Raw genomic sequence first — 26,085 nt, forward strand, 5'->3', positions numbered from 1 at the left:
GGTAATATTCGGGTAGTTTTATAATAAGGGTTAAGTAATTAACTTTTTTATCCCTTCCAGCCCATCCAATATTAGAAGGGAGAGTTGAAGATGGAGATAGAGAGAATCAATGAGAATACGATAAAATTTTATATTTCATATTTAGATATTGAAGATCGTGGTTTTGACCGTGAAGAGATTTGGTATAACCGCGAAAAAAGTGAACAGCTTTTTTGGCAGGTTATGGATGAAGTGAACTATAATGAAGATGAGTTTCAAATTGATGGACCTTTGTGGATTCAAGTGCAAGCCTTAGAAAAAGGTCTAGAAATCGTTGTGACAAAAGCTCAATTGTCTAAGGATGGACAAAATCTTCAACTTCCTACTGAATCAGGAAAAACCATCGATATGCCAGTAGATGATAAAATAGAATCTTTACTTGAAGAAAAATTTGGACCAGCAAAAGAAGAAGAGGAAGAAATTGAATTAACATTAGAAAAAGACTTTACCATTGTGGTTGGTTTTGAAGATTTAGAAGATGTTATTCAATTAAGCCATGTCTTTGATCGTGTGGAAGGTATGAACGAAGCACTTTATTATTTTGAAGATAGATATATGTTGGTTGTCCAATTTGAAGAGGAATTGTTGGATGATGATCAGCAAGAAGATTTAATCAGTCAGCTCTTAGAATATGGCATTGAAACAAATGTTACGATATATAGAATTCAAGAGTATGGAAAAGTTATTTTTGAAAATAATGCATTAGCTCAAATAAAAACGCATTTTGCTATATAATAAGTAGCGTATTCTTAATTGAATACGTTATTTTTTTGTTTAAAAAAATTTTACAACTACGCCCTATTTTAACAAATTACTTGATAAATATTTTATTTCGAAAAGCGAAATAAAATATGCTATTATAAAGACTTAACAGATTTTTAGAAGGAAGGTAATATGATGGCAACTCAAGAAAAAGAGTTTGACCGTTCTGAAATAAACCGTGTACCTTTGATGATTGTTTTAATCTCTGGTGCTTTTGTAGCTATTTTAAATCAAACTCTTTTGGGTACTGCCTTACCTCATATTATGAGTGATTTAAAAATTGACGCACCTACCGCTCAATGGCTGCAGTCGATTTTTATGTTAGTAAATGGGATTATGATTCCTATTACTGCTTTTCTAATCGAACGTTTTACCACAAGGGGCCTATTTTTATCTGCGATGGGTAGCTTTGCGATAGGTACTTTAATCTGTGCGATTTCTCCTACTTTCAGTATATTGTTGGTGGGAAGAGTATTACAGGCTGCTGGAGCAGGGATTATGATGCCATTAATGCAAACCATTCTTTTTTTAGTTTTTCCTATTGAAAAGAGAGGAACAGCGATGGGGATGTTTGGACTTGTTATTGCTTTTGCACCTGCTATTGGTCCGACTCTCTCGGGTTGGTTATTAGAGCATTTTCCTTGGAGAAGTCTTTTCTTAGTTGTGCTTCCAATAGCAATCATTGATTTGATTGTCGCTTATAAAATATTAGTAAATGTAACAAAGCAAACCTTTCCTAAAGTTGATATGGTATCTATTGTATTATCAACACTAGGCTTTGGTGGACTATTATATGCTTTTAGTATAGCTGGATCAGTAGAAACAGGATGGATTAGTTGGTCCGTATTACTACCCGTATTAATTGGTGGGATTACATTATTTCTATTTATTCGACGTCAATTAAAACTTGAAACACCTATTCTAGAATTTCGTATTTTCAAATATAAAATATTCACTTTAACAACCATTATTGGCATGGTTTCTTTTCTTGCTATGATTGGTGGTGCAATTATTTTACCAATTATGATGCAAGACATGTTAGGGTTTACTGCACTTGAATCTGGTTTAATGCTATTACCTGGCGCAGTATTAATGGGGGCAATGAATCCTATAACGGGCAGACTCTTTGACCGTTTTGGAGGGAAATGGTTAGCAGTACTAGGACTTTTTCTAATAACTACTACATCCTTCATGTTTTCCTTTTTAACGCCTGAAACTACCTTTATGTATCTTGCAATTGTTAACGCAGCAAGAATGTTTGGTATTGCGATGGTAATGATGCCTGTTACTACAGCTGGTTTAAATCAGTTGCCCGATCGTTTAATGCCGCACGGAACAGCGATGAACAATACCATGCGTCAAATGTCTGGTGCTGTTGGTACTGCCTTGCTTGTTTCTATTATGACCACGCAAGCAATACCGAACGAAGGGGTAGAAGGCTTATTGCATGGTGTTAATGTATCCTTTATTGTGGCGGGTATTATTGCATTAATTGGTTTCATTTTAGCCTTCTTTATTAAAAACTCTATACCTAAAAATGTGAATGAACTATAGTGGTTTATACTTAGCAGGAAAATTCATCTGCATGTCGAATTTATATACAGACATGGAGGTGAATTTTATTTGTTAAAAGCAATTGATGAGAACGAAAAAAGCTTTATCCTAGCTAGTTTCAGAAGGAAAGAAATAGAAAAATTAAAGGGGAATCAGTTTTATTGTCCTACATGTAAAGAAAAGGTAATTATAAAAGCAGGCACAAAAATGATTGCACACTTTGCGCATGTGAAACAACATGACTGCGCACAACAAGGAGAGGGGGCCTATCATGAACAGGGGAAATGGCAGTTGTTCAGTTGGTTGAAAAAACAAGATTTAGAGGTGAAACTAGAATATTACCTGTCAGAGATTTCACAGCGGCCAGATATTTATTTAGAAATAGGAAAAAAGAAAATTGTAATAGAATATCAATGTGCTCGGATCTCTGAAATCGAATTTTTAAAAAGGAATGAAGGCTATCAACAAGAGAATATTACTCCGATTTGGATTCTAGGTGGAAATTGGTGTAAGCGTAAGAATACTAATCAATTAACACTTAGTAGCTTTGAACGTATGTTTATCCATCAATATGATGAAAACTTTCCGCTAACTTTATATTTTTATTGCTCCACTTCGAAAACCCTCATTTTATTTCAAGATCTTCATTTCTTAAAACAAAATCTATCAATAGGAAACCTTCATATTCAATCACTTGCTCGTTGCAAATTCATGCAATTATTCGAAAAAAACTATATCAATAAAAATGATTTAGCTAATAGCTTTTTAAAAGAAAAATGGAAGTTTCGAAATCAACCCGTCCCCGCCTTTCAAAAGAAAGAAGTAGCCTTTCGCAAATGGTTATATTCAAAAGAATTACACCCATGCAACCTACCTGAGTGGATAGGTATGCCAGTTACACATCAGTTCCTAATCAATATCAACCCTCATCAGTGGCAAAGCTATCTTCTTTTTGAACTAATTCATCAACGCGGAGTAACAATAAGTCAACTTGTTGGAAAATTATCATCCCATTTTCTTTCTCCATTAAACTTTCCGTTAATTAAATCAACTAAAAATCCAATAGAAGAATATTTGAATATACTTGAAAAGCTTGCTATTGTAGAAATTACAGGCTTAGGTGAAATCCGACTAAAAGATGGTTTTAGAAAGTTTAAATCCGTAAATGAAGCGATTTTAGCTGACGAGAACCTTGCGAATAAGATAAAAGGCATAAGAGTGCATGAAGAAGTGTAAAATACGTTATAATAAAAAGATGGATGAATTTGTTAGGAGGAATTTAAATGGCAAAAGCACTACCGAAAAGAGAAGAAATTCCAGAGAATTTAACATGGAAATTGGAAGATATTTATGAAACGGACAATGCGTGGGAAGAAGCTTTGACGGAAGTGAAACAAGAGATCCCTGCTTTTGAGGAGTATCAAGGTAGTCTGGCTGAGTCGTCAGACAAACTAAAGGGAATTCTTGTATTACAGGATGAGGTTTCTGAGAAACTAAGTAAATTATACACATACGCACACATGCGCTATGATCAAGATACAACAAATACATTCTATCAAGCAATGAATCAAAAAGCTGAAATGGTTATTACACAAGCCTCTAGTGCCATGAGTTTTATTGTGCCTGAAATTTTAACTATTCCAGAAGATAAACTTACTAAATTTATAGAAGAAAATAAAGGGTTACAAGCCTATCGACATACGCTTGATGAAATAAATCGTCAACGCCCACATGTGTTATCCGAAAAGGAAGAAGCATTACTTGCAGAGGTTTCAGAAGTAACGGATAATGCAGCGCAAACTTTTGGCATGTTAAATAATGCTGACCTTACTTTTCCATCGGTAAAAGATGAAGAGGGTAATGAAGTGGACCTCACTCATGGTCGTTATATTAATTTCTTGGAATCGAAGGATGGGCGTGTTAGAAGAGATGCCTTTAAAGCTATGTATGATACGTTTGGCAGCTTTAAAAACACATTTGCTTCAACCTTATCTGGGACTGTTAAAAAGGATAACTTTAATGCGAAAATTCGTAATTATAATTCTGCAAGACATGCAGCACTGGACAGTAATAACATCCCAGAATCGGTATATGATAATTTAATTGAAGCGATCCATGAAAGATTACCTTTGTTACAGCGCTATGTAGCTGTCCGTAAAAAAGTAATGAAGCTAAATGAATTGCATATGTATGATTTATATACGCCTCTTGTTAAAGATGTTGAAATGAAATATAGCTATGAAGAAGCACAAGAAGCCATACTAGAAGGTTTAAAGCCTTTGGGTGAGGAATACTTAGGAATTGTAAAAGAAGGCTTTAAAAACCGCTGGATTGACGTAGAAGAGAATAAAGGTAAAAGAAGTGGTGCATATTCTTCTGGTGCATATGGTACCAATCCATATATCTTAATGAACTGGCAAGATAACTTAAATAATTTATTTACATTAGCACATGAGTTAGGGCACTCACTGCACAGTTACTATACACATAAAAACCAACCTTTTCGCTATGGCAATTATTCGATTTTCGTAGCCGAGGTTGCATCGACTTGTAATGAAGCTCTATTGAATGAATATTTATTACAAAACACTACTGATGATAAAGAAAAATTATATTTATTAAATCATTTCCTAGAAGGCTTTAGAGGAACGGTTTTCCGTCAAACCATGTTTGCGGAATTCGAGCATAAAATTCATATTTTAGCTCAAGAAGGAGAAGCTCTAACAGCAGAAAGTTTCACGAATCTCTATTATGAGTTAAATAAAAAATACTTTGGAGATGACTTAATAGTTGATGAAGAAATAGGACTTGAATGGGCAAGAATTCCTCATTTCTATTACAATTACTATGTTTATCAATATGCAACGGGGTATGCAGCTGCGCAGTCTTTAGCAAATCAGATTTTAGAAGAAAAAGATACAGCTGTTAATCGCTACAAAGAATTCTTAAAAGCAGGTAGCAGTGATTATCCAATTGAAGTTTTAAAACATGCTGGAGTTGACATGACAGAAAAAACCGCTGTTTTACAAGCTCTAGATGTATTTGAAGCTAAATTAACAGAAATGGAAGAGTTGTTAGAAAAAATGTAATGTGTAAAGGCACCTAGTCATCTGGACTAGGTGCCTTTAGTTTTTTTGTGCCAATTCTTAGAAGGAATCAGATATACGAGCACAGCTTAGTATGATGAAAAATAAGAATTTTTACTTCTTGCTTACCAAATGATATCTAATATGAAGATGTTATCTAAATTTTATTAGCTTTGAACGTTGTTTATAAAACAATCCACATATAGTTAAATAACTTGCAATAAAAAGCACAGGAATAGTAACATACATTGGTATAAAATGCATGAGACCAAATAAGTTTAGTGTGATCGCACTTAATAATAACGCTAAAATAAGTAGTAACATGCAGATAACCTCCCTCACTAATATAGATATGAATACATATCATAAAGTAGAAGTGTGACATTTTTGTGAAACATATCACAAAAGTATTGCAGATTTATAGTCCACTTGTTATATTATAAATGTGAGATGTAAAACAAACAAAACCCCTTTGTTTGACCTGAAACTTTCTCCCATCCCCCCTTGTCTAGATATAGACTAGGTAAAAAGATATGTCATTAGGCATATCTTTTTTATTTTCAAAAATAAAACCACTTGTGAAATTTCACAAGTGGTTAAAGCATTTAGCCAATATACTTCCAAAAGTAACCGAATTTGACTGGTACTTTTTCTACGATTTGTTTTAGTTGTAGCTTTTTCATTTCTTTCTCTGCTTTTTCATTTCTTTCTCTGCTTTTTCTAATGTCCAATCGTAAACAACCGCAACTTCTTTTGTACCTACATAATCATAATAAGAAATAAATTCAGTTAACGTTGGTTTTTTCGCAGGGAGGACTTCCCGCTCTAACATCTGATTTAGAACCTTCGTGTATATTTCATATGGGTACATCCCCGATAATTTTAGTCCCGCATCATCAGCAGATTCATTAAAGAATACCATTGCTGGAATATACTCAACATCCATCTCTTTGGTGATTTTAACATCGCATTGCAATGCTTTTCTTGAGGATGCAGAGTAAAGATCATTTTTAAACTCTGCGACATCTAAGTTTACATCCTGTGCACACTCTAGCAATACATCTTCATTTGAAATATCTTTTTTGTCGAGAAAAACCAATTCTTGAATTTTTCGCAAGAATTTTTTCCCTGCTTTTTTCCCTTGTAATTCTGCTGCTTTAATTGCTAAGGAAGACAACCATGGATAATGAATAGGATTTTCAATCCATAGGTCACCATCACAACTCATACCAGTTCTATTTGCGGTTTTTTCCCAAATATCTTTTAATTTCTTAGGTTTATCAAATTTATCTTTATTCAAGTTAGTAAGTTGTCCTGTTAAAACAAGGCGGATTGTAAAGAAACGACCATACTCAATGGTTAATTTTTTCAAATAGGGTTCTAAAGACCAACATTCTGGACAAAGTGGATCTACAAATACATATATTTCTATAGGCTTCTTTAATAAATCAATAAAGCTATAAGTGGTTGTAGTATTTTGCTCCTGTTGACCTGTTCTCCCAGTTGAATTCCAATTCACAATGATTCTCCTTTCTCTTCCTCAGGTGTGTTCATCATGTGATTGGCTGTCAAAATAAGCCGATCGAATATTGCGCTGCGATAAGGCTCTTCAATTTTTGCTTCCTCAAGAGCACCCTCCATACATGCTAGCCATGCGTTTCTTCGTGTTGGCGTGATTTGGAATCTAAGGTGTCTTTTTCGCATCATTGGATGTCCGTGCTCCATTATATAAAGTGGGGGACCTCCAAAAAACTGTGTAAGAAATTGTTTTTGTTTACGAGCTACTTCTGTAAAATCATCCGGAAAAATTGGTATTAAATCTGGATGCTTTGATACTCTATCATAAAAAGCTTCAACTAAAGCATCGATTGCATCGTCTCCACCAATTGCCTCATAAATTGATTGGGCTTCTGTCATTAATTCCATACCTTTCATCATGTCTATTAGTTATTTATACTTTAAGTAACTAAACTCAAAATAAGTGAATGTAATAATAGTTTTAATCTAAATGTTCTTTTAGTCTTCTTACTTTTTTTAAATACTTCCAATTAATACAAAAAGTATAAGGGCAACTAAGAAGTTACCATCGCCTAACAGCTTGGTACCATCTAAGTTTTCTTTATTGTAACAGTGTTTGGATTTGTTGAGCAACTTTTCTGATTAAAAGTATTAAAAAGTTGATTCTAAAGCCTTTATCTGTTATTGAACAGCTTTATTTTTTTAGGGGTTAAGTTAGTGTTTCATAATAACGCTGTATTTTATTAGGTGTATTTCTTTTATTTATCGACAAATTTCTTAATATTCCTTCAAAAATCTCTTTTCCATATTCGAAGATGTGTGTTTCTACCTCTAATTCATAATCTTCCTTACCATTATATACACTATGATCTAAGACGATTAATGTATCCTTATAAGGAAATTCAATCCGTTTTGTTTTTAATGCGCCCCCATATTGAAGATTTTGAACAGAAATGGATAAATCATTTAGTCGATTAATAATTTCTTCTTGTTGAATAATTCCCCCATGGATATAGCTTTCCGCTTCATTAGGTTCTAGTGCTGCATGTGTTTCGAGAAGTCCATCACCATTTGGATTGGGTTCTTTTAATGTAAGATTCCACTTCCCGTTTTTTTCTCTAATACGTAAAGCTGCCCCTTTATTCTTTAGTGAAAAGTTAGCTGTTTCGAAATAATGATTTGTTTGGGTTAAGATGATTTCGTTTTTCAAATTAAAATAATCATATATTTTATTATATTCATCTAACGATAATAAGTTTTTAAATTCAATTTCAATTTCCTGACTCATTTATTTCCCCCTCACTTTACCCCTCGTACTATTTCCATTTTCGGTTAATTAAAACAAAAATGCAAAGAAAAACAGTTTTGGATATAAATCTAAAATAATAATAAATTAATCGACTAAACAAAGCGTGTATCAAAAGCGATAATCTAGTATTTATGATAAACTAACAGTAGAATACTGCAAAGCAAGGACGGTGCGTAAGATGGATTGGGAAATATTTTTAGCACCTTATCAACAGGTGGTTGACGAGCTAAAAGTAAAATTAAAAGGGATGCGCACGCAATTTGAATATGAATCCAATCATTCCCCGATTGAATTTGTAACAGGACGTGTGAAGCCTCTTTCAAGTATCATGGAGAAGGTAAGGCGAAAAGAAATAGATTTTGATAATCTAGAAGAAGAGCTTCAAGATATTGCTGGTCTTCGTGTAGTGTGTCAATTTGTGGAGGATATATACTACATTGTCGATCGATTACAATCAAGGAATGATTTTGTGGTAATTGAAGAAAGGGACTACGTCATTCAAAAGAAAGAAAGTGGCTACCGTTCGTATCATATGATTATTGAATATCCTGTGGAAACGATCCATGGAGAAAAGAGAGTAATTGCAGAGATACAAATTAGAACATTAGCCATGAATTTTTGGGCTACAAATGAACATTCCTTAAATTATAAATATGATGGTCAAATTCCTGAAAATATAAAAATACGTTTAGAACGGGCGGCAGAAGCTGCTTTTAAACTAGATGAAGAAATGTCTAAAATAAAAGATGAAGTACAGGAAGCGCAAAGAATTTATCTTTCTAATAAAAATAAGCGTGGGAAAGGAACATCTAGATGACGAAGAAATTTGCAATTACTTCTAAAGGAGATCATAAGTCAGATGCTTTAAAAGCACGGATGGTTCAATATTTAAAAGATTTTAATATGGTCTATGATAAAAAAACTCCAGATATCGTTATCTCAGTCGGAGGCGATGGTACATTTTTAGAAGCATTTCATACTTATAATCATCGATTAGCGGAAACAGCATTTATTGGGGTGCATACAGGGCATTTAGGCTTTTATGCTGATTGGTTACCTGAAGAAATTGAAAAATTAATTATTGAGGTGGCAAAAAATCCATTCGAGGTGGTAGAATATCCTCTTCTTGATATTAAAATACATCCAGTGGAAGGAGATGACTATCAGCAATTTTTAGCTTTAAATGAAGCATCTGTTAAATCAACCGATGGTACAGTGGTGTTAGATGTACATATTAAAGGCTCTCATTTTGAGAGGTTTAGAGGTGATGGGTTATGTATCTCAACTCCATCAGGAAGTACCGCGTATAACAAAGCCTTGGGTGGAGCGATTCTTCATCCGTCTCTTGAATCCTATCAGCTAACAGAAATGGCTTCGATTAATAACCGGGTCTTCCGTACAATTGGATCACCATTAATATTACCGAAGCATCATGTTTGTGAGCTAAAACCAACAAGAGTAGAGAAAAACTTCTTAATCACGATTGACCATCGTACAAATACGTATAATAATATTAAATCAATCGAATGCCGAGTAGCAGATCAAAAAATACGATTTGCAAGATTCCGATCTTTTCCTTTTTGGAAAAGAGTGCATGATTCTTTTATATCAGATGACCGATAATCATCCTTTCTAAAGGATGATTTTTTTCGAGCAATAATGATAAAGGGGCTAATCAATATGAAATGGGAAGTAGAAGAAGCCTATCATAAATGGCTTCTACGAGATTATTTGAATAAAGTGAAAAAAATCTCACGAAGAACTTTAAGAGTACTTAAATATGATCAAGGTCAAATATTAGTTAATGATGAGTTAACTAGTGTGAATAGAACATTGGAAAGTGGAGACTGTATTCAGATTATTTTTCCAAAAGAAAATAGAGGTTCTTTTTTAGAACCAGAAGATATTCCATTAAATATCATTTTTGAGGATGATGACGTACTAGTATTAAATAAGGAGCCTGATATTGCAACTATTCCATCTCATCATCATCAGAAAGGAACGTTAGCTAACGGTGTGATTGCACATTATGATAAACAGCAGTTACCATATACGATTCATGTGGTAACTCGTCTAGATCGAGATACATCTGGCTTATTATTAATTGCGAAACATCGTTATAGCCATTCAATCCTTTCTGAAGAGCAAAAGCTTGGAAAAATAAACCGTTTATATGAAGCGATCATTAGTGGGAAATTAAAGAATGATTCTGATTCCATTGAATTACCGATTGCCAGAAATCCTAATTCTATTGTAGAAAGAATAGTTGCTCAGCACGGTCAACATGCCGTTACCCATTATAAGGTTGAAAAAGAAGGACATATTGGGTCGTTACTTGAAATTCGTTTAGAGACGGGAAGAACGCATCAAATTCGTGTTCATTTTGCCTATATAGGTCATCCACTATTGGGTGATGACCTATATGGAGGGGATCATCATATTATGAAAAGGCAGGCTTTACATTGTAAATCACTAGCTTTTCATCACCCTTTAACAGGAGAACGATTAGAATTTCAAATTGAATTACCAGAGGATATGAAAAAAGTGGTAAAATTCATGTAAAAAACTGGAGCAAGGTGTTAGTAGCTCCAGTTTTTTATGTGATTGGATTGAATTTTTCTTTTACAAAAGGTTGCTTTGAGCTTACTTGTGTTATTTTTTCTTCAGGTAGTGAAAAAGAAGTTAACTTATTTCCAAATACACAACCTGTATCAATATTTACTGTTTTATTAATAAAGCGTGGTTCTAGAACAGGTGTATGACCATAAATGATCCACTTTTCACCTGTGTAATGCTTTGCCCAATCTCGTCTAACTGGGCGTCCATCTTCATGTTTTTCCCCTGTAATATCACCATACAATACAAATGTTTTTACTGCCTTGGATTCCTGACCAATATATTCTTTCTTTATCCCTGCATGTGCTATGACAGCATTAACTTCAGATAATTCAAGGTAGAGTGGAGCTTCTTCATATAATTCAAGGAATTTATCTTTGATCGCTTTTCTTTCCTTTTTAGATAATGCAAGAAATTCTTTTACAGTTGTTTCTAAACCATGCTGCTCTTTTACTTTATTGCCTAGGAAATATCGATAAACCTTATTGCAGTGATTACCCGGAACATAATAAGCAGCGTTGCTTTCGATCACTAGTTTATAAACGAAATCTATCATTGCAATAGACTTTGGCCCACGATCGGTGATATCTCCTACAAATACTGGTATTCGATTATTTGGATGTGCCAAAGTATTATTTTGCCATTCATAACCAAGCTTTGTAAAAAGCTCAAGTAATTCATCGTAACAACCGTGGACATCTCCAATAATATCTACCTTCATTATTTGACCTCCTGTGTACAGAAAAGAGTGGAATCTTTAGAGTTCCACTCTTTTACGATATTATTTATCAGATTCAAACATATATGTCTTTGTTCTGTAATGAATATTTAAGACAATACCAATGGCAATTAAGTAGGTTAAAGTAGAACTTCCTCCATAACTGATAAACGGAAGTGGTAACCCAGTGATTGGTAAAAGCTTTATCGACATCCCGATATTTTGGAATACCTGGAACGTGAACATACCTACAATTCCTGTCACGATATAGCTTCCAAAAGGATCATTACTTTGTAGCGCGATGTGAATGAGTCGATAAATCAATAAGAAATAGATGGTGATAACAAAACTAGTACCAAAAAAACCAAAGGATTCAGCAATAGCTGTAAAAATCATATCCGTATGGTAATGGGGAATAGTTTGAGCAATTTCCACCTGTCCAATTCCTTTTCCGTTTAGTTGACCTGAACCGATGGCAAGCATGGCACGAATTAGCTGGTAACCGCCACTTTGACCAAATTCTTCAGTGGAAAGCCATCCTTGAAACCTGCTTTCTACGTGATCAAAACCTGTAGCCTCTACAAAAGTATCAACTTGTTCAGGAAAAGAAATGTAAAGAAAAACTACCATTATGACACCTAAAATCGCCATCAGCACCAGAGAGAAAATGATTCGCCATTTAATTCCCGATATTAATATTAAACAAGCTGTAATTGCTGTTAAAACTAATACACCACCAAGGTCTGGTTGATTTCCTATAAAAAAGATTGGAGGAAGAGAAAAAACCGCTATTTTTGTTAAAAGCCATAAATCCAATTTTATTGTATGATCTGGATACTTTTCATTATGTGCAACAATTAGGTGAGCAAGAAACACAATTAAGAATATTTTCATGAACTCTGCTGGTTGAAGCGTTCCAATTACTGGAAAACTAAACCATCCCCAAGCTCCATTAACTTTTATAGCAATACCAGGAGGGAGGTGGAAAAACAGCAAAATAAGCATAACCATACCTACTCCGTATAGAAGCCAGGAAATTTGACGTAACCGGTCATAATCAACAAGCATGATAAAGACGATTAAAATAGAACCTCCAATATACCAAACGAGTTGTTGAATATAAAAGGTTTGTGAATAGGACTGTTTTAAATAAGGATCAAGTGTAAATAGAGTAAAGATACTAATGATCGCCAGCGTAATAATAATTAATATTAATGTATAATCAATGGTCGGATTTGTATTTTTTTGAGACATAAGCATACCTTTCTGTTTTTTACTGGTTGATAGTTGTATGATAAATGTATGGAAAGCTATAAGGCTATCATTTTCGATAAAAATTTCACTATTCCTAGTATAGAGTATTAGTGACCAATTTAGAAATGAAAATATTGTACTATTTTTTAGTTTCCAGTTAAAATAAATAATCAGCTAATATTCTTATATCAAATTTCTAGCTGGACATACAACTTATTAAAGCGAATTAGTCCAGTTGTATGAAAGCTTATTATAAATTATAGAAAGACAGGAGGCGTCTGGTATGGAACATTTAAATGAAAAGCAACGACTGGAAGAATGGAAGAAAATCCAAACCGCCTTAGTAAATGAGCAAATAGATCAATTTAGAGCTGAATTTTTAGAAATGCATCCCTATGATCAAGCGAAAATATTTGAAGAACAAGACGAAGAGATCCGCTTTCTTATTTATACGTATTTATCACCTGAAGAGATGGCAGAAGTTATGGAAAATGTTGACTTTGAACTTGTTTCTACGTTCATTACAGAAATGGTTCCTGCATATGCAGCAAAAGTTTTAGAAGACATGTCAACGGATGATGCTGTCGATATATTAAACGAATTAGACAAGAATAAAGTTGCAAGTTTTTTAACAATAATGGAAAAAGAAGAAGCGGAAGAAATTAAAGAATTACTTCATTATGAAGAAAAGACTGCTGGTAGTATTATGACGACAGAGTTTGTTGTCATTCAAGAAACGATGACTGTAAAAGAAGCAATGCGTCATTTGAGAAAAGAAGCACCAGAAGCAGAAACGATTTACTACTTGTATGTAATTGATGTAGATAAAAAGCTTGTAGGTGTTATATCCTTACGTGATTTAATTATTGCAGAAGGCGATTTTCTTATTTTGGATGTCATGAGTGAACGTGTAGTTTCGGTTCCTGTAGGAGAAGACCAAGAGGATATAGCTCGAATGATGCGTGATTATGATTTCTTGGCGTTACCTGTAGTTGATTTTCAAAACCATTTGCTCGGTATTATTACCGTTGATGATATTATGGATGTTATGGAAGAAGAAGCAAATGATGACTACTCCAAATTAGCTGGTATCTCAGAGTTAGAAAAAGAAGGAGAAACAGCATTTTCTTCAGCGAAAAAGAGGTTACCATGGCTTGTAATTCTATTGTTTTTGGGGATGTTTACGGCAAGTATTATTGGCAGGTTTGAAGAAACCTTAGATAAAGTAGCACTTTTAGCGGTTTTCATTCCACTAATTGCCGGAATGGCAGGGAATACCGGTACACAAGCACTTGCTGTGGCAGTTCGTAATATTTCTACTGGTGATTCAGGGAAAAGGAGTAACTTTTCTATTATTAAGCAAGAGGCAAAAACCGGCCTCATAACAGGTACGATTTGTGGGATTTTGATTACGCTTATTATTGCTTTTTGGTACGAAGATATTTATCTTGGTATTTTAGTAGGTTTGTCGATTATGGCTACTTTAATCGTAGCGACGACAGCTGGAGCTTTTGTCCCTCTTATTATGCACCGGTTAAAAATTGATCCAGCAGTAGCTTCTGGACCGTTTATAACAACCTTGAATGATATCATCTCGATATTAATTTATTTCGGTTTAGCAACAGCTTTTATGAATTTTTTGATTTAATGTAAGGGGGAAAGAAAGATGGAGCACGCAGAGTCAGTTAGTTCACTCGTTATTGTTATTATCGCAGCTTTTTTGACACCAATTATTATGCACCGTCTACGCCTTAAAATGATTCCTGTGGTCGTAGCAGAAATTATTATTGGGCTGATTATAGGGCATAGTGGTTTTAATTTGGTCGATGAAAGCAATTGGTTAGAAACATTATCCACACTAGGCTTCATTTTTCTTATGTTTCTTAGTGGTTTAGAAATAGATTTTTCGATATTTTCTAAGAAAAATAAAGGTAAAAAGATAACGACAAAAATGCCAAGCCCTGTGCTTATTGCTAGCTTAGTGTTTGTGGGGATTTTAATACTATCCTTTTTATTATCCTATTTATTTGTGTTGACAGGTTTTATTGATAATGTGTTCTTAATGACACTCATCATCTCAACAATTTCGTTAGGAGTTGTTGTACCTACATTAAAAGAATCAAATGCCATGCGATCTACGATTGGTCAGACTATTCTTTTAATTGCAGTGATCGCAGATTTAGTTACCATGATTTTACTTGCTGTATTTGTCTCCTTTTACGGGGAAGAAGCAGGGAATATGTGGTTATTATTAATTCTATTTGCAGCAGGGATCATTTTGTATTTCATCGGTAAGCATTATAGAAACCAGTCCTTTATTGAAACAATGTCAAAAGGGACCATTCAGATTGGCACGCGAGCAGTATTTACGTTAATTATTTTTTTAGTTGCACTTTCAGAATCCGTGGGTGCGGAAAATATTCTAGGTGCCTTTTTAGCTGGAGCATTAGTCTCGTTGCTTTCACCAAATCAAGAGCTTGTCCAAAAGTTAGATAGCTTTGGCTATGGCTTCTTAATACCAATATTTTTCGTTATGGTAGGAGTGGAGCTCGATTTATGGTCTTTATTCCAAGACCCAATGGTACTAACATTAATACCGCTTCTTTTTATTGCTTTACTGATTTCAAAAGTAATTCCAGTAGCAATATTACTAAAGTGGTATGATAAAAAAACTACCCTAGCAGCAAGTATGCTATTGACTTCTACACTCTCGTTAGTGATAGCAGCTGCGACTATTGGTGAGCGAATAGGCGTCATCACTAGTAATATGCATGGTGCACTCGTGTTAGTCGCAGTATTGTCTTGTTTAATTACACCACCTTTTTTCAAAAAATTATATGTGCACAAAAAAGAAGAGGATTATCAACAGTCTGTTTCCTTTATCGGAACAAACCAGGCTACAATTCCTGTGGTCCGTGAATTAGATCCAAAGGATTTTGAAGCACATCTTTACCATACAACCCAAGAAAATATTGATAAATCGAGTACGCGATCTGTTTTTGATATAAGGGAAGTGCCCGATTATCAGCTATCTACATTAAAGGCTGCGGGTGTATTTGCTAATGATATTGTAGTGGTTTCTACTGGCAATGAAGAAAAGAACGAAGAAATTGCAACCTATGCGAAGAAAATAGGCGTTACCCGTGTGATAGCCCGTATTGAAAGTCCGGAGATTGACCAGCGTTTAAAAACCCTTGGAGTAGATGTGTTTTCGGTATTATTATCTACCAAAACATTATTAAAAGCTTTAATCGAATCTCCACATGTCATTAATATTTTAACGCAGCAAGAAAGTGCCTTGTATGAAATTAAAATGAACAATGCACACTATGATGGTATGTTCATTCGTAAGTTTCCATTTACAGGTGATGTAATTATGGTAAGAATTTTCCGTGGAAAGGATTCTATTGTTCCTCATGGTGATACGGAATTACGGTTAGGGGATCGTTTAATTGTGACAGGATCACATGAGTATGTAGATGAGTTGCAATCGTTACTTGAATTCGTGTAATGAAAAGCTGCTAGGGGATACAATTCCTAGCAGTTTTTTATCACTATAGGCAAAGATGGAAATTTAACGGACACTAATATTAGTAAAACTAAGGGTTCTGCACAAAGACTTGGTAATAAGCCAAGTTTTTCTAATAAAAGATTGAGATTTTAGTCTATATGATATAAAATAGTATCAGGTACTAAGAACAAGGTATAAAAAATGATTTTAACCTTAGGAGGTTTATCTATTGAATTTTTCATTAAAAGGTCGTACGTATGTTGTTATGGGAGTAGCTAATAAACGTAGTATAGCATGGGGGATTGCCCGTTCACTACACGCTGCTGGAGCACGTCTAGTTTTCACATATGCAAGTGAACGTTTTGAAAAATCAGTTAGAGAGTTAGCAGATACTTTAGAAGATGATACTTCTTTATTTTACGAATGTGATGTAACAGATGATGATGCGGTAACAAAAACATTTGAAGATATTAAAAATGATGTAGGAACCATTCATGGTTTAGCGCATTGTATTGCTTTTGCTAAGAAAGAAGATTTACAAGGAGAATTTGTAGATACTAGTCGTGACGGTTATTTACTAGCGCACAATATTAGTGCGTATTCCCTCGTATCTGTTGCAAGAGCCGCTGCTCCATTAATGACAGAAGGTGGAGGAATTGTAACGTTAACTTACCTTGGTGGTGAGCGAGTGGTGAAGAATTATAACGTAATGGGAGTAGCCAAAGCTAGCTTAGATGCTACGATGAAGTATTTAGCAAATGATCTTGGAAAAGATGCTATTCGTGTTAATGCAATTTCAGCTGGTCCAATTCGTACACTTTCTGCTAAAGGGGTAGGCGAATTTTCAACGATTTTGAAAAAAATCGAAGCGGATGCTCCATTACGTCGTACGGTAACACAGGAAGAAGTAGGAGATACAGCTTATTACTTACTAAGTGACTTATCACGTGGTGTTACAGGTGAAATTATCCACGTCGACTCAGGATACAATATATTAGGATTATCTTAATATAAGGAAAACAGCCATTCTTCGAGTTTGGCTGTTTTTTTCTGATTATTAAATAATGCACAATGATATTCACACTATCGCTCTAGCCACTTTCTAAAGTGTTGGTAAGCATTTGTTTTTTATATTGAAAGAGGAATGCCTATTCTTAGAGTAGAGTTTGTGTTAACACTGATTTAGCTGTGGTATACTATAGCAAACATTCATGATTAAAGAAGGTGAAGATGTGGCTTATATTGTTTTATTTGATGGGGTTTGTAATTTATGTAATCAAAGTGTCCAATTTATTATAAAACGAGATCCTGAAAGAAAATTTAAATTTGCCTCCTTACAAAGTAGTACTGGAGAGCATTTAAAAGAAAAATATCATCTTTCCAATAATATAGATAGTATCGTATTGATTAAGGATGACCAAGTATTTTATCAATCGACTGCAGCCTTGAAAATCTCAAAAGAGTTGATAAAACCATACGCATTTTTATATGCAGCTATTGTTATTCCTCGACCAATTAGAAATAAAATATATGAATGGATAGCTGCTAATCGATATAAATGGTTTGGAAAAAGAGACACTTGCATGCTCCCGAACCCAAAAGACAAAGAGCGATTTCTGGATTAATAATATAAAAAATGCCACTCTACCTTGAAAATAGAGTGGCATTTTTTTAACTAGTATAGAATTAATTACGTTTTTGACGTTTTAAAGAATAGATTTTCGCTTCTTCTTTGAAGGCCTTCATAAGCGAGAATACAACCATAATCATAATAATCGCAAATGGGAAGGCGGCAATAATCGAAGCTGTCTGCAGAGCGGTTAATCCACCTTGCCATAATAAAACAGCTGCAGTTCCAGACTGTACTACACCCCAAACAACTTTTACTTTAATATCTGGATTTAGGCTACCATTTGTAGTTTGCATACCTAAAACAAATGTAGCAGAGTCAGCAGATGTAATGAAGAATGTACTGATTAACAGTATAGCTAAAACAGACATAATAGTAGATAGTGGGAAATTCTCCAATACCGTAAATAAGGCTGCTTCTGAGCCAGCTTCATTCATCACCTTATAGATATCTATTCCATCATTTAATTGAAGAGAAATTGCTGATCCACCAAATACAGAGAACCAAAGTGCTCCGAAAAGTGTTGGCACAAGTAAAACACCAACGACAAATTCACGTACTGTTCGGCCACGTGATACACGAGCAATGAACATACCTACGAATGGTGCCCATGCAATCCACCAAGCCCAATAGAAGATTGTCCATCCTTGTAACCAACTAGCATTATTTTCGTTGAAAGGAGCCATACGGAAGCTCATTTCAGGCAAGTTAGAAATATAGCTACCAAGTGTTGTCGTGAAGAAATTCATGATGAAATTTGTTGGTCCTGTAAATAACAAGAAAAACATTAGTAAAATTGCAAGTACAATATTCGTTGTACTTAGGTATTTAATTCCTCGATTTAACCCTGTTAAGGCAGAAAGCATGTACAATATAGTTACAATTAAAATGATAACCAATTGTGTACCGATATTATTTGTAATACTTCCACTTATAAAATCTAGCCCACTAGCAATTTGCTGTGCACCAAGACCAAGCGAAGTAGCAACCCCAAATACAGTAGCAAATACTGCTATAACATTAATTACTGTACCAAATCCACCATTCATTTTATTTCCGTATAATGGTTTCAGAGTGCTACTTATTAGACCAGGCTCGCCTTTTCTAAACTGGAAGTACGCTAGAGATAGCGCAAGTGTTGCATAAACAGCCCATGGGTGAAAGCCCCAGTGGAAGAAACTGTACTGCATTGCTACTCGAGCTGCTTGTGAATCAGATCCAGAGGTATATGGTGGGTCGAATAAGTGCCAAATTGGTTCAGCTGCCCCCCAGAATACTAGTCCAATACCCATTCCAGCACTAAATAACATACCAAACCATGTTAAATAGTTATAATCAGGCTTGTCTCCATCTTTTCCTAAAACAATATTCCCGTACTTCGATACAATTAAAAAGATAGCAAAAATTAAAAATCCTGTAGTTACGAGTAAATAAAACCATCCAAAACGTGTTACTAAAAAGCCTTGAATTAAAGATGTAACAGCATCTAAATTCCAATCAGGCAATACATCTTCCGATATAAGACCCCAGGCAATAAATAAGATCGAGATTGCGAGCGAAATATAAAATACCCGTGTTACCTTATTCATCCAATCATCCTTTCTATTTTTGTTAAGTACTATTTACATATACCCTACTTGCCTAAAAACATACATGGCGAAACGTGCGATTTTAGGACAACGTTAAAAAGTTTATCAGAGCTAGTCTGCTTAATCAAGCCTTTAAACTCAACTCGTTCAACAGGAAAAATGCGCAATAGCTATATTGTATAGTTCATTTACTGTTCAGTAACGCATTAAAGCTTTATCAACCTAGAGAAGTTTAAATCAAGCTAAGCTTTAGTATTACAACTTCTAAAAGGTTTATTTTGAGGCATTTAAGGGGAGATGACGAAGAGGAAATATGGCTAATGCATGAATTAATTATTCACTGCTGTCTGCTTTAATCTTTGACAATAAAAAAACTCTACCTTGTTTTAAACAAGATAGAGCTCTTTCTTCTGAAAAATTATAATACAGATACAGCTGGTAAACATGTGATAGCACAGAAGCAGGAAAGGTCTACAGTGATGCAAATACCAGTGCGTTCAAGATCGTTCACTTGTTCGTTATCGATCTGATCACAAGGATCGTCACATCCGCTACCTTCACCATTAAATGTTAGTAGTTCTAAAACAGCACAGCAATCGTCTTCGCCTATTTCATTTACACGGAAGATAAAGCTTCTAACACAATCAAATCGAGCTGGTCCGCCACCTTGTGTGCTAACTTCTGCACCATACGCTTGGAATGGTTTAAGATTTTTTGAATACAAAATAAATGGTACAGTATCTAAATTGTTCGCTGTTATTGGGGATACTAAACTGCGAATGGATTGTGCACAACTCGTATCACAATGTTGGTCCACCACATCGTCTTGTGCGTTTGCGATTGCTCTTACAACATCACACACGCAATTATCGGTAAACTTACCACCACTACAACCTGCTACTGCATTACCTGTTTCATGATTTCTTCCCATTATTTACTACACTCCCTTTGAATAATTTCTCTGACACTTTACTTTATGAAGAAACCTTTATAGTGCATGGACGTTTGTCTTGGGTAAGTAATTTAATTTATTAAAATGGGCACATCTTTTCTTTACTGTCATATAGTATTGCTATAAAGAGTGGAAAGGAGTGGTTGTTTTGAACATAGATATTAATCGTCAAGCTAAGCCGTTATTATATATAGATCAGCCAAGATTACCTTATCAAGATCCCGAAATGCAGACCATTTTTAAAGATCGGATAATAACAAAACGCCCAAAGACCAAAAAAGAAAGTAGCGAGGAAGCAAAAAGTTCCGAAATCAGTGAAAAAAATCTAGAGCTGGTAGAGGAAGATCCACCGACAAAAAAAGTTGAAAAAAGAAGATTCAAGGATTTTAGTCTTGAAGAGAAAATTAATCATTTTCTTGATATGCCATTTCACGTACCTAAGCCTCCTTGTGAAATTACTACCGATGAAAAAATATATAAGGGATATTTAATAAAAAGAAGTGACGAATTTGTTGTCCTACAGACTCCTAATAAAGCTAAAACCATTCCAATAAAAGAAATCGATATAAAAGATATAAAACTTTATGGTTTGTGATTAAAATACACCAATTACCTATAGACGCATATATTATAAAGAAATTGCATGCAGAAAGGGGTGAAAGTGCATCATGTCTGAAAAAGAACCGAAAATAATACATGTAAAAGATTTAATTATAAAGGCAGAAAACGTTCGGGTGGAATCGACTCTTGGACGAAGAGATCCTCTTTTTGGAGGGAAGCGAGATCATCATGCTGTAAAAGAAGAAAGCGAAGAAAGGTCAGAACGAAAGGAAAAGCATGAAGGAAAAAATGAATCAGATGATAAAGATCATCGTCCTTTTTCTTGGTTATAATCTTTAATTTTCAAAAAACGGACAGAAAAAGGGTTAGTATGGCGAATATATGGGTATAGAATAAAAAGAAAGGAAAATGGGAGGGATTGTAATGGGATATATTATACCGGTAGAAAATTACCAATACCAACAATATCAACAACGCGTTTCACAACCTGCTCGTGACCCATTTCCAATCGAACGTCTTTACCCTATTCCACATCAACAACCCTATAACGATGAGGAAAGAGTTGCCGACAATCGTCAGGATAACGAGCATCGTAGAGAATCGGAACAAAAAAGACAGGTTACATCATATGTAGCAATAAAAAAAGAAGCCGATATATTAGAACCAGTGCGTGAAAAAGTTTTCTCTGAAATAACTGGAAAAGGCCAATTTTTCAAAGCAGAGGTGTAACACCCACATATTAAAAAAGATGCCATTAAAAGTCTACATAACGACTAAAATGGCATCTTTTTACGTATTTAATACATGATGAAAGTGAATATGCATCCTAACTGATCCAAATCTTCCTATAACCTATTCTATAAAGGTAAAAGAAGATCAAAAAGGAAGCTCTAGCATACTTAATACTTTTGAATGTATAGTGAATTTTCCCTTTCGTATTCCGCGTAAAATATATCCTTCACGGATGACACAGACTGCTTTTTTAATTCTTTTTCTAACCAATTCATGTCTCGACCAATTTCTTTCAGGTTATCTTCGATGACTTCTCCGTCATTGATAAGCATAAATGGTAGATTAACTTCTTCAGGTTGAAGTTGCATATCTTCTCTCGTAATAGTCTGTGCTTCTGTTTTTTTAAGAACAGAGACGGTACCATCAGATTCCAAAATAGCGTAATCGACTTCTTGTACAGTAAAAACATCCTTAGATCGTAGTAAATGTAAAAGTTGATTCATGTCTAGATTATTTTTTTTCATCACTTCTCGTTCTAGTTGACCTTTGTGTATAACAATAGCAGGTTTACCCTCTAAGAAAGATCTTGTTCGCTTGAATTTTTGTGTGGTTTTTTCTGTAATATAAAGTAGAATTCCCCATAATAAGATAGCGAAGCCAATTTGGCCAATTCCGACTTCATCATCATATAATGCATTCCCAACAAGCTCTCCCAATATTAATGCAGAAATAAAATCAAAAGCTGTGAGCTGTCTAATTTGAGTTTTACCAAGGACTTTTGTCAGTATAAACAACAAGGAAAAACCAAATATAGTCTCAATGAATATCGAACCGAAATTATCCATAAATAAACGAACCTCCTGCACAAGCTCTTTTATAAGCATGTACAAAAAGCATATGATTCATGCACTTATTTTGATTTTAATAAAAGTAATAATGCTACCTAACCTTTGTTAGATAGCATTAAAAACAGTTATAAGTCTTTTATCATGGTAACGTGTGGAATGCCCGCATCCATAAATTCTTCAGAGATAGTATGGTAACCAAGACTTTGATAAAAGCCCTCTGCGTGCGTTTGTCCATTTAGCTTCGATTTTAGATAACCACGTTCTCTCGCGTAGTCTTCCATGAATTGAATGATTTGTTTTCCATATTGTTTCCCGCGGTGTGTTTTTAACACACAAACTCTTTCAAGCTTTCCGTAATCCTCTACTAAACGAATTCTAGAAGCGGCTATAGGTAATGCTCCCTCATAGCCGATAAAGTGGATGGACTCCTGTTCCAGTTCATCAATTTCTAATTCTTGTGGAACCTTTTGTTCTTCTACAAAAACTGTACATCTAACGTGGTAAGCATCATCCATTTGCTTTTTATCTTCAACGATTTTAATATCCATGTCTTAAAATTCCTCCCCGAACACACTAATTAATATTTCTCGTAAATCCCGTTGCCAATATTTCCAAGTGTGCTCTCCCGCATACTCTTTGTACGTGTAATGATCTACTTTTTCTGCTAATATCTTGGATAACTCTCTATTTGGTTTTAAAAAATCGAGCGTCTCACCAGATGTAACCGTCACCGCAGTTTCTGCTTCGTTTATGCTATGAAAGATCGTTAATTTATCCAAATCTTCGCAATTATGGACGGCGTGTTCTACGGTTTCATTTACAAATGGCGATTGCATGATTACTTTGCCAAATGTATTCGGATAACGCATTGCAACCATAAGAGCAAGTGTACCAGCCAAAGAATCACCCATTAAAGCACGATGAGCAGGCAATGTTTGAATGTGTAATTCTTCTTCTAAAAAAGGTAAAACTTCACAGACAAGAAATTTAATATAGGCCTCTTGTTTTTCTCCATTTGGATGATATTTTTCTTGACGATCAAATTTATTCTGATAATGAATACCTACAAAAATAGTTGGCTCAATCAGCATTTCTTCTTGTAACTCATCACTTAAGGTTGCGACTCGTCCCATTTGTAAATAATCATTTCCATCTTGCATAATACATACATAATAATCCTTTAACGGTGTAAAGGTCTCTGGTAAATACCATTTTATTTCAACCTCTTCTTGAAGATAATCACTGTTAATTCGTGCATCTCCCATTTTACCTTTTCTCCCCATATATTCACCCCAATAAATAGACAAATTTCGTCATTATAGTTTATCACAATTTAGAAGCGCGTATAGTGGAATATGCTTACTATTTTCGACGCATACATGTGTCTGTTTCAAAATTAAATTTTTCATAAAAAGCATGAGCATCCTTTGTTGCGAGTGCAAATTTAGTTTCCTTTAATTCTGGATGGTTTAAGATGCATTTTACAAGCCAAGAGCCTATTTCTTTTCCCTGATAACTGGGGTCGATCACTACATCCAAGAGCCATGAAAAGACAGTATAATCACTCACCACGCGGCCGAAGCCAATCTGCTGATTTTTATCATAAACACCGAACACGACCGAATGCTTCATGCTTTTTCTAATGGTAGTCAATGTTCTATCCTTTGCCCAATAGGTTTGACTTAATAATTGATGCACTTTTTCTAAGTCGATTTTATCCTTTTCATCACTAATTACATATGTTTCTTTTTCCCATTCCAATTGATCCACCTTCTTTTTTTATACATTAAGAAATAATTTTTTCACCCAGAAGTCTAATCGACTGAGGTGAAAGTTAACGTACAGTATAAGAAAAACTAAACCACTTGCTAGAGGACAAGCGCACTAGAGTTTTTCTAATGAAATTATATCATTTTAATTTTGAATAGTTTAAATAATATGGAAAAAGTAGGACACACTACGCTTAACTAAGAGCAAAGGAAGTGATCAGGTGAGAGTGAAGGGACTTATCATATCGATGATCGGTTTAATAGCTTTTTTCGCGCTATTTATACAATTAGCTGCAACAGAAAATACCTCTTCAAAACAAACAGCAACAGTAACCCAATTCTTGTTTAAGGATAAAAAAGAACTACCATATCCACAGGTTTCGGAGATGGAAAATAAAGACCTGGAGAAAAAAATCAATAAAGATTTTAAGACTTATGCAAAGGCATCCTATACTTCTTATAAAGAAAATAAAAGAGAAGGAAAGAAGAATGGATTCCCAGCAGATTACCAGGCGGCATACGAAGTGAAATATAATCAACAAGGGAAGCTTAGTATCCTTACTAGTAACTATATGTTTAGTGGAGGAGCACATGGGAATACAATCGTTGAATCCTTCAACTATGATGAAAAATATGACAAGCGAATTTATTTAACAGATATATTAACTACTGAAGAACAAATAGAAGCGGCTACTGATTATGTCTGGAAATATGCTTTAGATCGCCCTGAGATTTTTTATCCAGATTTAAAAAAAGAAGATATAGGGCTAACGAAAGATACGGCTTTCTTTTTTACGGAAGACAGCATAACATTGGTCTTTCAACAATATGAGATTGCTCCTTATGTCTCAGGTAATCAAGAAATAACTTTACCAAAAGAAATAACGGAAGGAGCCTAACAGCAATGCTAGGCTCCTTTTTCTTAAAATCTATTTTGCGAAACGATGATTACCAATTGTGATCGTGATCTCGCGGCTAAAAATCCATTCATTAATGGACGTACTCGGGTTGTAAAAATAAATGGACCCTTGTCCTTGTCCTCTAAAAGCAATAGCTTCCTCGACTGCTCGCTTCGTTTCAGCATTCGCACTTCGATTAATTTCTCCGTTTTTAACAGGACTGAAAGCATAATGTACTCCATTGTTATAGGTTTCATATACCACCCCGCGAACGGTATTAGGGAAATCTGCATGATCCACTCTATTTAAAATAACGGTGGCTACGGCAACTTTCCCAGCATATGGTTCTCCTTTTGCTTCAGCGTGTACAAGACGAGCGATAAGTGCTTTATCATTTTCAGAGATTGCTGTAGGAAGTGTTAATACCTCACCTGGATAAATAAGGTTACTATTTCCATTTAGACTTTTTAGACTGTTGACAGATACATTCTTCGACGCTGCAATTTTCCATAAGGAATCACCTGATTTTACTGTATAAGCATCAGCTTCTGCGGGTGAAATCAAAATACCAACTAAGAGAAATAAACCTAAAATAAATCCAAAACGATTTTTCATTAAACTAACCTCCTAATAATAGTTTCTAAGGAATAGGTTAGCAGTTGTAACATAAAGCTTCAGCAAGCTATATTTTCCAATTATAAAAAGTGTTTACAGGACTAAGGACAGAAAATTTAACCA

The 26,085-nt window shown here is 34.6% G+C and carries 26 protein-coding genes and 1 pseudogene; 15 read left to right on the plus strand and 12 right to left on the minus strand.

Annotated elements, in window-relative coordinates:
• Positions 1 to 90: 90 nt before the first annotated feature.
• The 4 genes from mecA (at position 91) to pepF (ending at position 5,444) form a co-directional block, all read left to right on the plus strand.
• Positions 91 to 774, plus strand: coding sequence for an adaptor protein MecA (gene mecA / locus DFR57_RS09730; protein WP_114352962.1), 684 nt, complete (start codon positions 91 to 93; stop codon positions 772 to 774).
• 159 nt (positions 775 to 933) lie between these two features.
• The gene (locus DFR57_RS09735; RefSeq protein ID WP_425450963.1) at positions 934 to 2,355 is read left to right on the plus strand and encodes an MDR family MFS transporter; all 1,422 of its coding nucleotides are present in this window, start codon (positions 934 to 936) and stop codon (positions 2,353 to 2,355) included.
• Positions 2,356 to 2,424: 69 nt separating this feature from the next.
• Complete coding sequence (locus DFR57_RS09740) at positions 2,425 to 3,591, plus strand: competence protein CoiA (protein WP_170132955.1); 1,167 nt, start codon at positions 2,425 to 2,427, stop codon at positions 3,589 to 3,591.
• A gap of 47 nt (positions 3,592 to 3,638) precedes the next feature.
• Positions 3,639 to 5,444: an oligoendopeptidase F gene (gene pepF, locus DFR57_RS09745; protein ID WP_114352965.1), complete on the plus strand. Its 1,806-nt coding sequence runs from the start codon at positions 3,639 to 3,641 to the stop codon at positions 5,442 to 5,444.
• A gap of 602 nt (positions 5,445 to 6,046) precedes the next feature.
• Here the strand turns inward: pepF and DFR57_RS09750 are convergent.
• From DFR57_RS09750 to DFR57_RS09760, 3 genes and pseudogenes are all read right to left on the minus strand, one after another.
• Positions 6,047 to 6,960, minus strand: a pseudogene (locus tag DFR57_RS09750) (ClpXP adapter SpxH family protein).
• Positions 6,957 to 7,358 carry a globin domain-containing protein gene (locus DFR57_RS09755; RefSeq protein ID WP_114353055.1) on the minus strand — a complete coding sequence of 134 codons (402 nt, stop codon included), beginning with the start codon at positions 7,356 to 7,358 and terminating at the stop codon, positions 6,957 to 6,959. Before DFR57_RS09755 ends, DFR57_RS09750 begins: the two are co-directional and overlap by 4 nt.
• Positions 7,359 to 7,668: 310 nt before the next feature.
• Positions 7,669 to 8,247 carry a CYTH domain-containing protein gene (locus DFR57_RS09760; protein WP_114352966.1) on the minus strand — a complete coding sequence of 193 codons (579 nt, stop codon included), beginning with the start codon at positions 8,245 to 8,247 and terminating at the stop codon, positions 7,669 to 7,671.
• 199 nt (positions 8,248 to 8,446) lie between these two features.
• Here DFR57_RS09760 and yjbM point away from each other — a divergent pair, with 199 nt between their 5' ends.
• The 3 genes from yjbM to DFR57_RS09775 are packed head-to-tail and all read left to right on the plus strand — an operon-like array spanning position 8,447 to position 10,830.
• Positions 8,447 to 9,085 carry a GTP diphosphokinase gene (gene yjbM, locus DFR57_RS09765; protein WP_114352967.1) on the plus strand — a complete coding sequence of 213 codons (639 nt, stop codon included), beginning with the start codon at positions 8,447 to 8,449 and terminating at the stop codon, positions 9,083 to 9,085.
• Entirely contained in the window at positions 9,082 to 9,891 is an 810-nt protein-coding gene (locus DFR57_RS09770; RefSeq protein WP_114352968.1) for an NAD kinase, read from the plus strand. Before yjbM ends, DFR57_RS09770 begins: the two co-directional genes overlap by 4 nt.
• A 57-nt stretch (positions 9,892 to 9,948) precedes the next feature.
• Positions 9,949 to 10,830: an RluA family pseudouridine synthase gene (locus DFR57_RS09775; protein WP_114352969.1), complete on the plus strand. Its 882-nt coding sequence runs from the start codon at positions 9,949 to 9,951 to the stop codon at positions 10,828 to 10,830.
• A gap of 34 nt (positions 10,831 to 10,864) precedes the next feature.
• On the opposite strand, the gene prpE is transcribed toward DFR57_RS09775, so the two are convergent.
• On the minus strand, positions 10,865 to 11,605 hold the full coding sequence (gene prpE, locus DFR57_RS09780; RefSeq protein WP_114352970.1) for a bis(5'-nucleosyl)-tetraphosphatase PrpE: 741 nt from the start codon (positions 11,603 to 11,605) through the stop codon (positions 10,865 to 10,867).
• Positions 11,606 to 11,665: 60 nt separating this feature from the next.
• Complete coding sequence (locus DFR57_RS09785) at positions 11,666 to 12,856, minus strand: FtsW/RodA/SpoVE family cell cycle protein (protein ID WP_114352971.1); 1,191 nt, start codon at positions 12,854 to 12,856, stop codon at positions 11,666 to 11,668.
• 283 nt (positions 12,857 to 13,139) lie between these two features.
• Here DFR57_RS09785 and mgtE point away from each other — a divergent pair, with 283 nt between their 5' ends.
• The 4 genes from mgtE to DFR57_RS09805 all read left to right on the plus strand — a co-directional run bounded on the left by mgtE (position 13,140) and on the right by DFR57_RS09805 (position 17,992).
• Positions 13,140 to 14,504 (plus strand): magnesium transporter, encoded by a 1,365-nt coding sequence (gene mgtE / locus DFR57_RS09790; RefSeq protein WP_114352972.1) that lies wholly within the window; start codon positions 13,140 to 13,142, stop codon positions 14,502 to 14,504.
• Between the two features lie 18 nt (positions 14,505 to 14,522).
• Complete coding sequence (locus DFR57_RS09795) at positions 14,523 to 16,367, plus strand: monovalent cation:proton antiporter family protein (RefSeq protein ID WP_114352973.1); 1,845 nt, start codon at positions 14,523 to 14,525, stop codon at positions 16,365 to 16,367.
• 229 nt (positions 16,368 to 16,596) lie between these two features.
• Positions 16,597 to 17,376, plus strand: coding sequence for an enoyl-ACP reductase FabI (gene fabI / locus DFR57_RS09800; protein WP_114352974.1), 780 nt, complete (start codon positions 16,597 to 16,599; stop codon positions 17,374 to 17,376).
• Between the two features lie 223 nt (positions 17,377 to 17,599).
• Entirely contained in the window at positions 17,600 to 17,992 is a 393-nt protein-coding gene (locus DFR57_RS09805) for a thiol-disulfide oxidoreductase DCC family protein (protein WP_114352975.1), read from the plus strand.
• A 61-nt stretch (positions 17,993 to 18,053) separates the two neighbouring features.
• Here DFR57_RS09805 and DFR57_RS09810 read toward each other — a convergent pair whose 3' ends face one another.
• Positions 18,054 to 19,586, minus strand: coding sequence for a glycine betaine uptake BCCT transporter (locus tag DFR57_RS09810; protein ID WP_114352976.1), 1,533 nt, complete (start codon positions 19,584 to 19,586; stop codon positions 18,054 to 18,056).
• A gap of 418 nt (positions 19,587 to 20,004) precedes the next feature.
• A complete protein-coding gene (locus DFR57_RS09815; RefSeq protein ID WP_114352977.1) occupies positions 20,005 to 20,517 on the minus strand; it encodes a CotY/CotZ family spore coat protein in 513 nt (170 codons plus the stop codon).
• A gap of 169 nt (positions 20,518 to 20,686) precedes the next feature.
• Between DFR57_RS09815 and DFR57_RS09820 the strand changes: the two genes are divergently transcribed.
• From DFR57_RS09820 to DFR57_RS09830, 3 genes are all read left to right on the plus strand, one after another.
• Entirely contained in the window at positions 20,687 to 21,133 is a 447-nt protein-coding gene (locus tag DFR57_RS09820; protein WP_114352978.1) for a CotO family spore coat protein, read from the plus strand.
• Positions 21,134 to 21,206: 73 nt separating this feature from the next.
• Positions 21,207 to 21,431: a hypothetical protein gene (locus DFR57_RS09825; protein WP_114352979.1), complete on the plus strand. Its 225-nt coding sequence runs from the start codon at positions 21,207 to 21,209 to the stop codon at positions 21,429 to 21,431.
• Positions 21,432 to 21,522: 91 nt separating this feature from the next.
• A complete protein-coding gene (locus DFR57_RS09830) occupies positions 21,523 to 21,828 on the plus strand; it encodes a hypothetical protein (RefSeq protein WP_114352980.1) in 306 nt (101 codons plus the stop codon).
• Between the two features lie 170 nt (positions 21,829 to 21,998).
• On the opposite strand, the gene DFR57_RS09835 is transcribed toward DFR57_RS09830, so the two are convergent.
• From DFR57_RS09835 to DFR57_RS09850, 4 genes are all read right to left on the minus strand, one after another.
• A complete protein-coding gene (locus DFR57_RS09835) occupies positions 21,999 to 22,676 on the minus strand; it encodes a YetF domain-containing protein (protein WP_114352981.1) in 678 nt (225 codons plus the stop codon).
• Between the two features lie 128 nt (positions 22,677 to 22,804).
• Positions 22,805 to 23,227 (minus strand): GNAT family N-acetyltransferase, encoded by a 423-nt coding sequence (locus DFR57_RS09840; RefSeq protein WP_114352982.1) that lies wholly within the window; start codon positions 23,225 to 23,227, stop codon positions 22,805 to 22,807.
• 3 nt (positions 23,228 to 23,230) lie between these two features.
• The gene (locus DFR57_RS09845) at positions 23,231 to 23,962 is read right to left on the minus strand and encodes an alpha/beta hydrolase (protein WP_114352983.1); all 732 of its coding nucleotides are present in this window, start codon (positions 23,960 to 23,962) and stop codon (positions 23,231 to 23,233) included.
• 79 nt (positions 23,963 to 24,041) lie between these two features.
• A complete protein-coding gene (locus DFR57_RS09850) occupies positions 24,042 to 24,449 on the minus strand; it encodes a GNAT family N-acetyltransferase (protein WP_425450964.1) in 408 nt (135 codons plus the stop codon).
• Positions 24,450 to 24,669: 220 nt separating this feature from the next.
• Here DFR57_RS09850 and DFR57_RS09855 point away from each other — a divergent pair, with 220 nt between their 5' ends.
• Entirely contained in the window at positions 24,670 to 25,347 is a 678-nt protein-coding gene (locus DFR57_RS09855) for a DUF3298 and DUF4163 domain-containing protein (RefSeq protein ID WP_245937436.1), read from the plus strand.
• 30 nt (positions 25,348 to 25,377) lie between these two features.
• Here the strand turns inward: DFR57_RS09855 and DFR57_RS09860 are convergent, their stop codons facing one another.
• A complete protein-coding gene (locus DFR57_RS09860; protein ID WP_114352985.1) occupies positions 25,378 to 25,962 on the minus strand; it encodes a cell wall hydrolase in 585 nt (194 codons plus the stop codon).
• Positions 25,963 to 26,085 lie beyond the last annotated feature (123 nt).

This window comes from Saliterribacillus persicus (genome assembly GCF_003337485.1).
In the GTDB taxonomy this organism is placed as follows: Bacteria; Bacillota; Bacilli; order Bacillales; family Amphibacillaceae; genus Saliterribacillus; species Saliterribacillus persicus.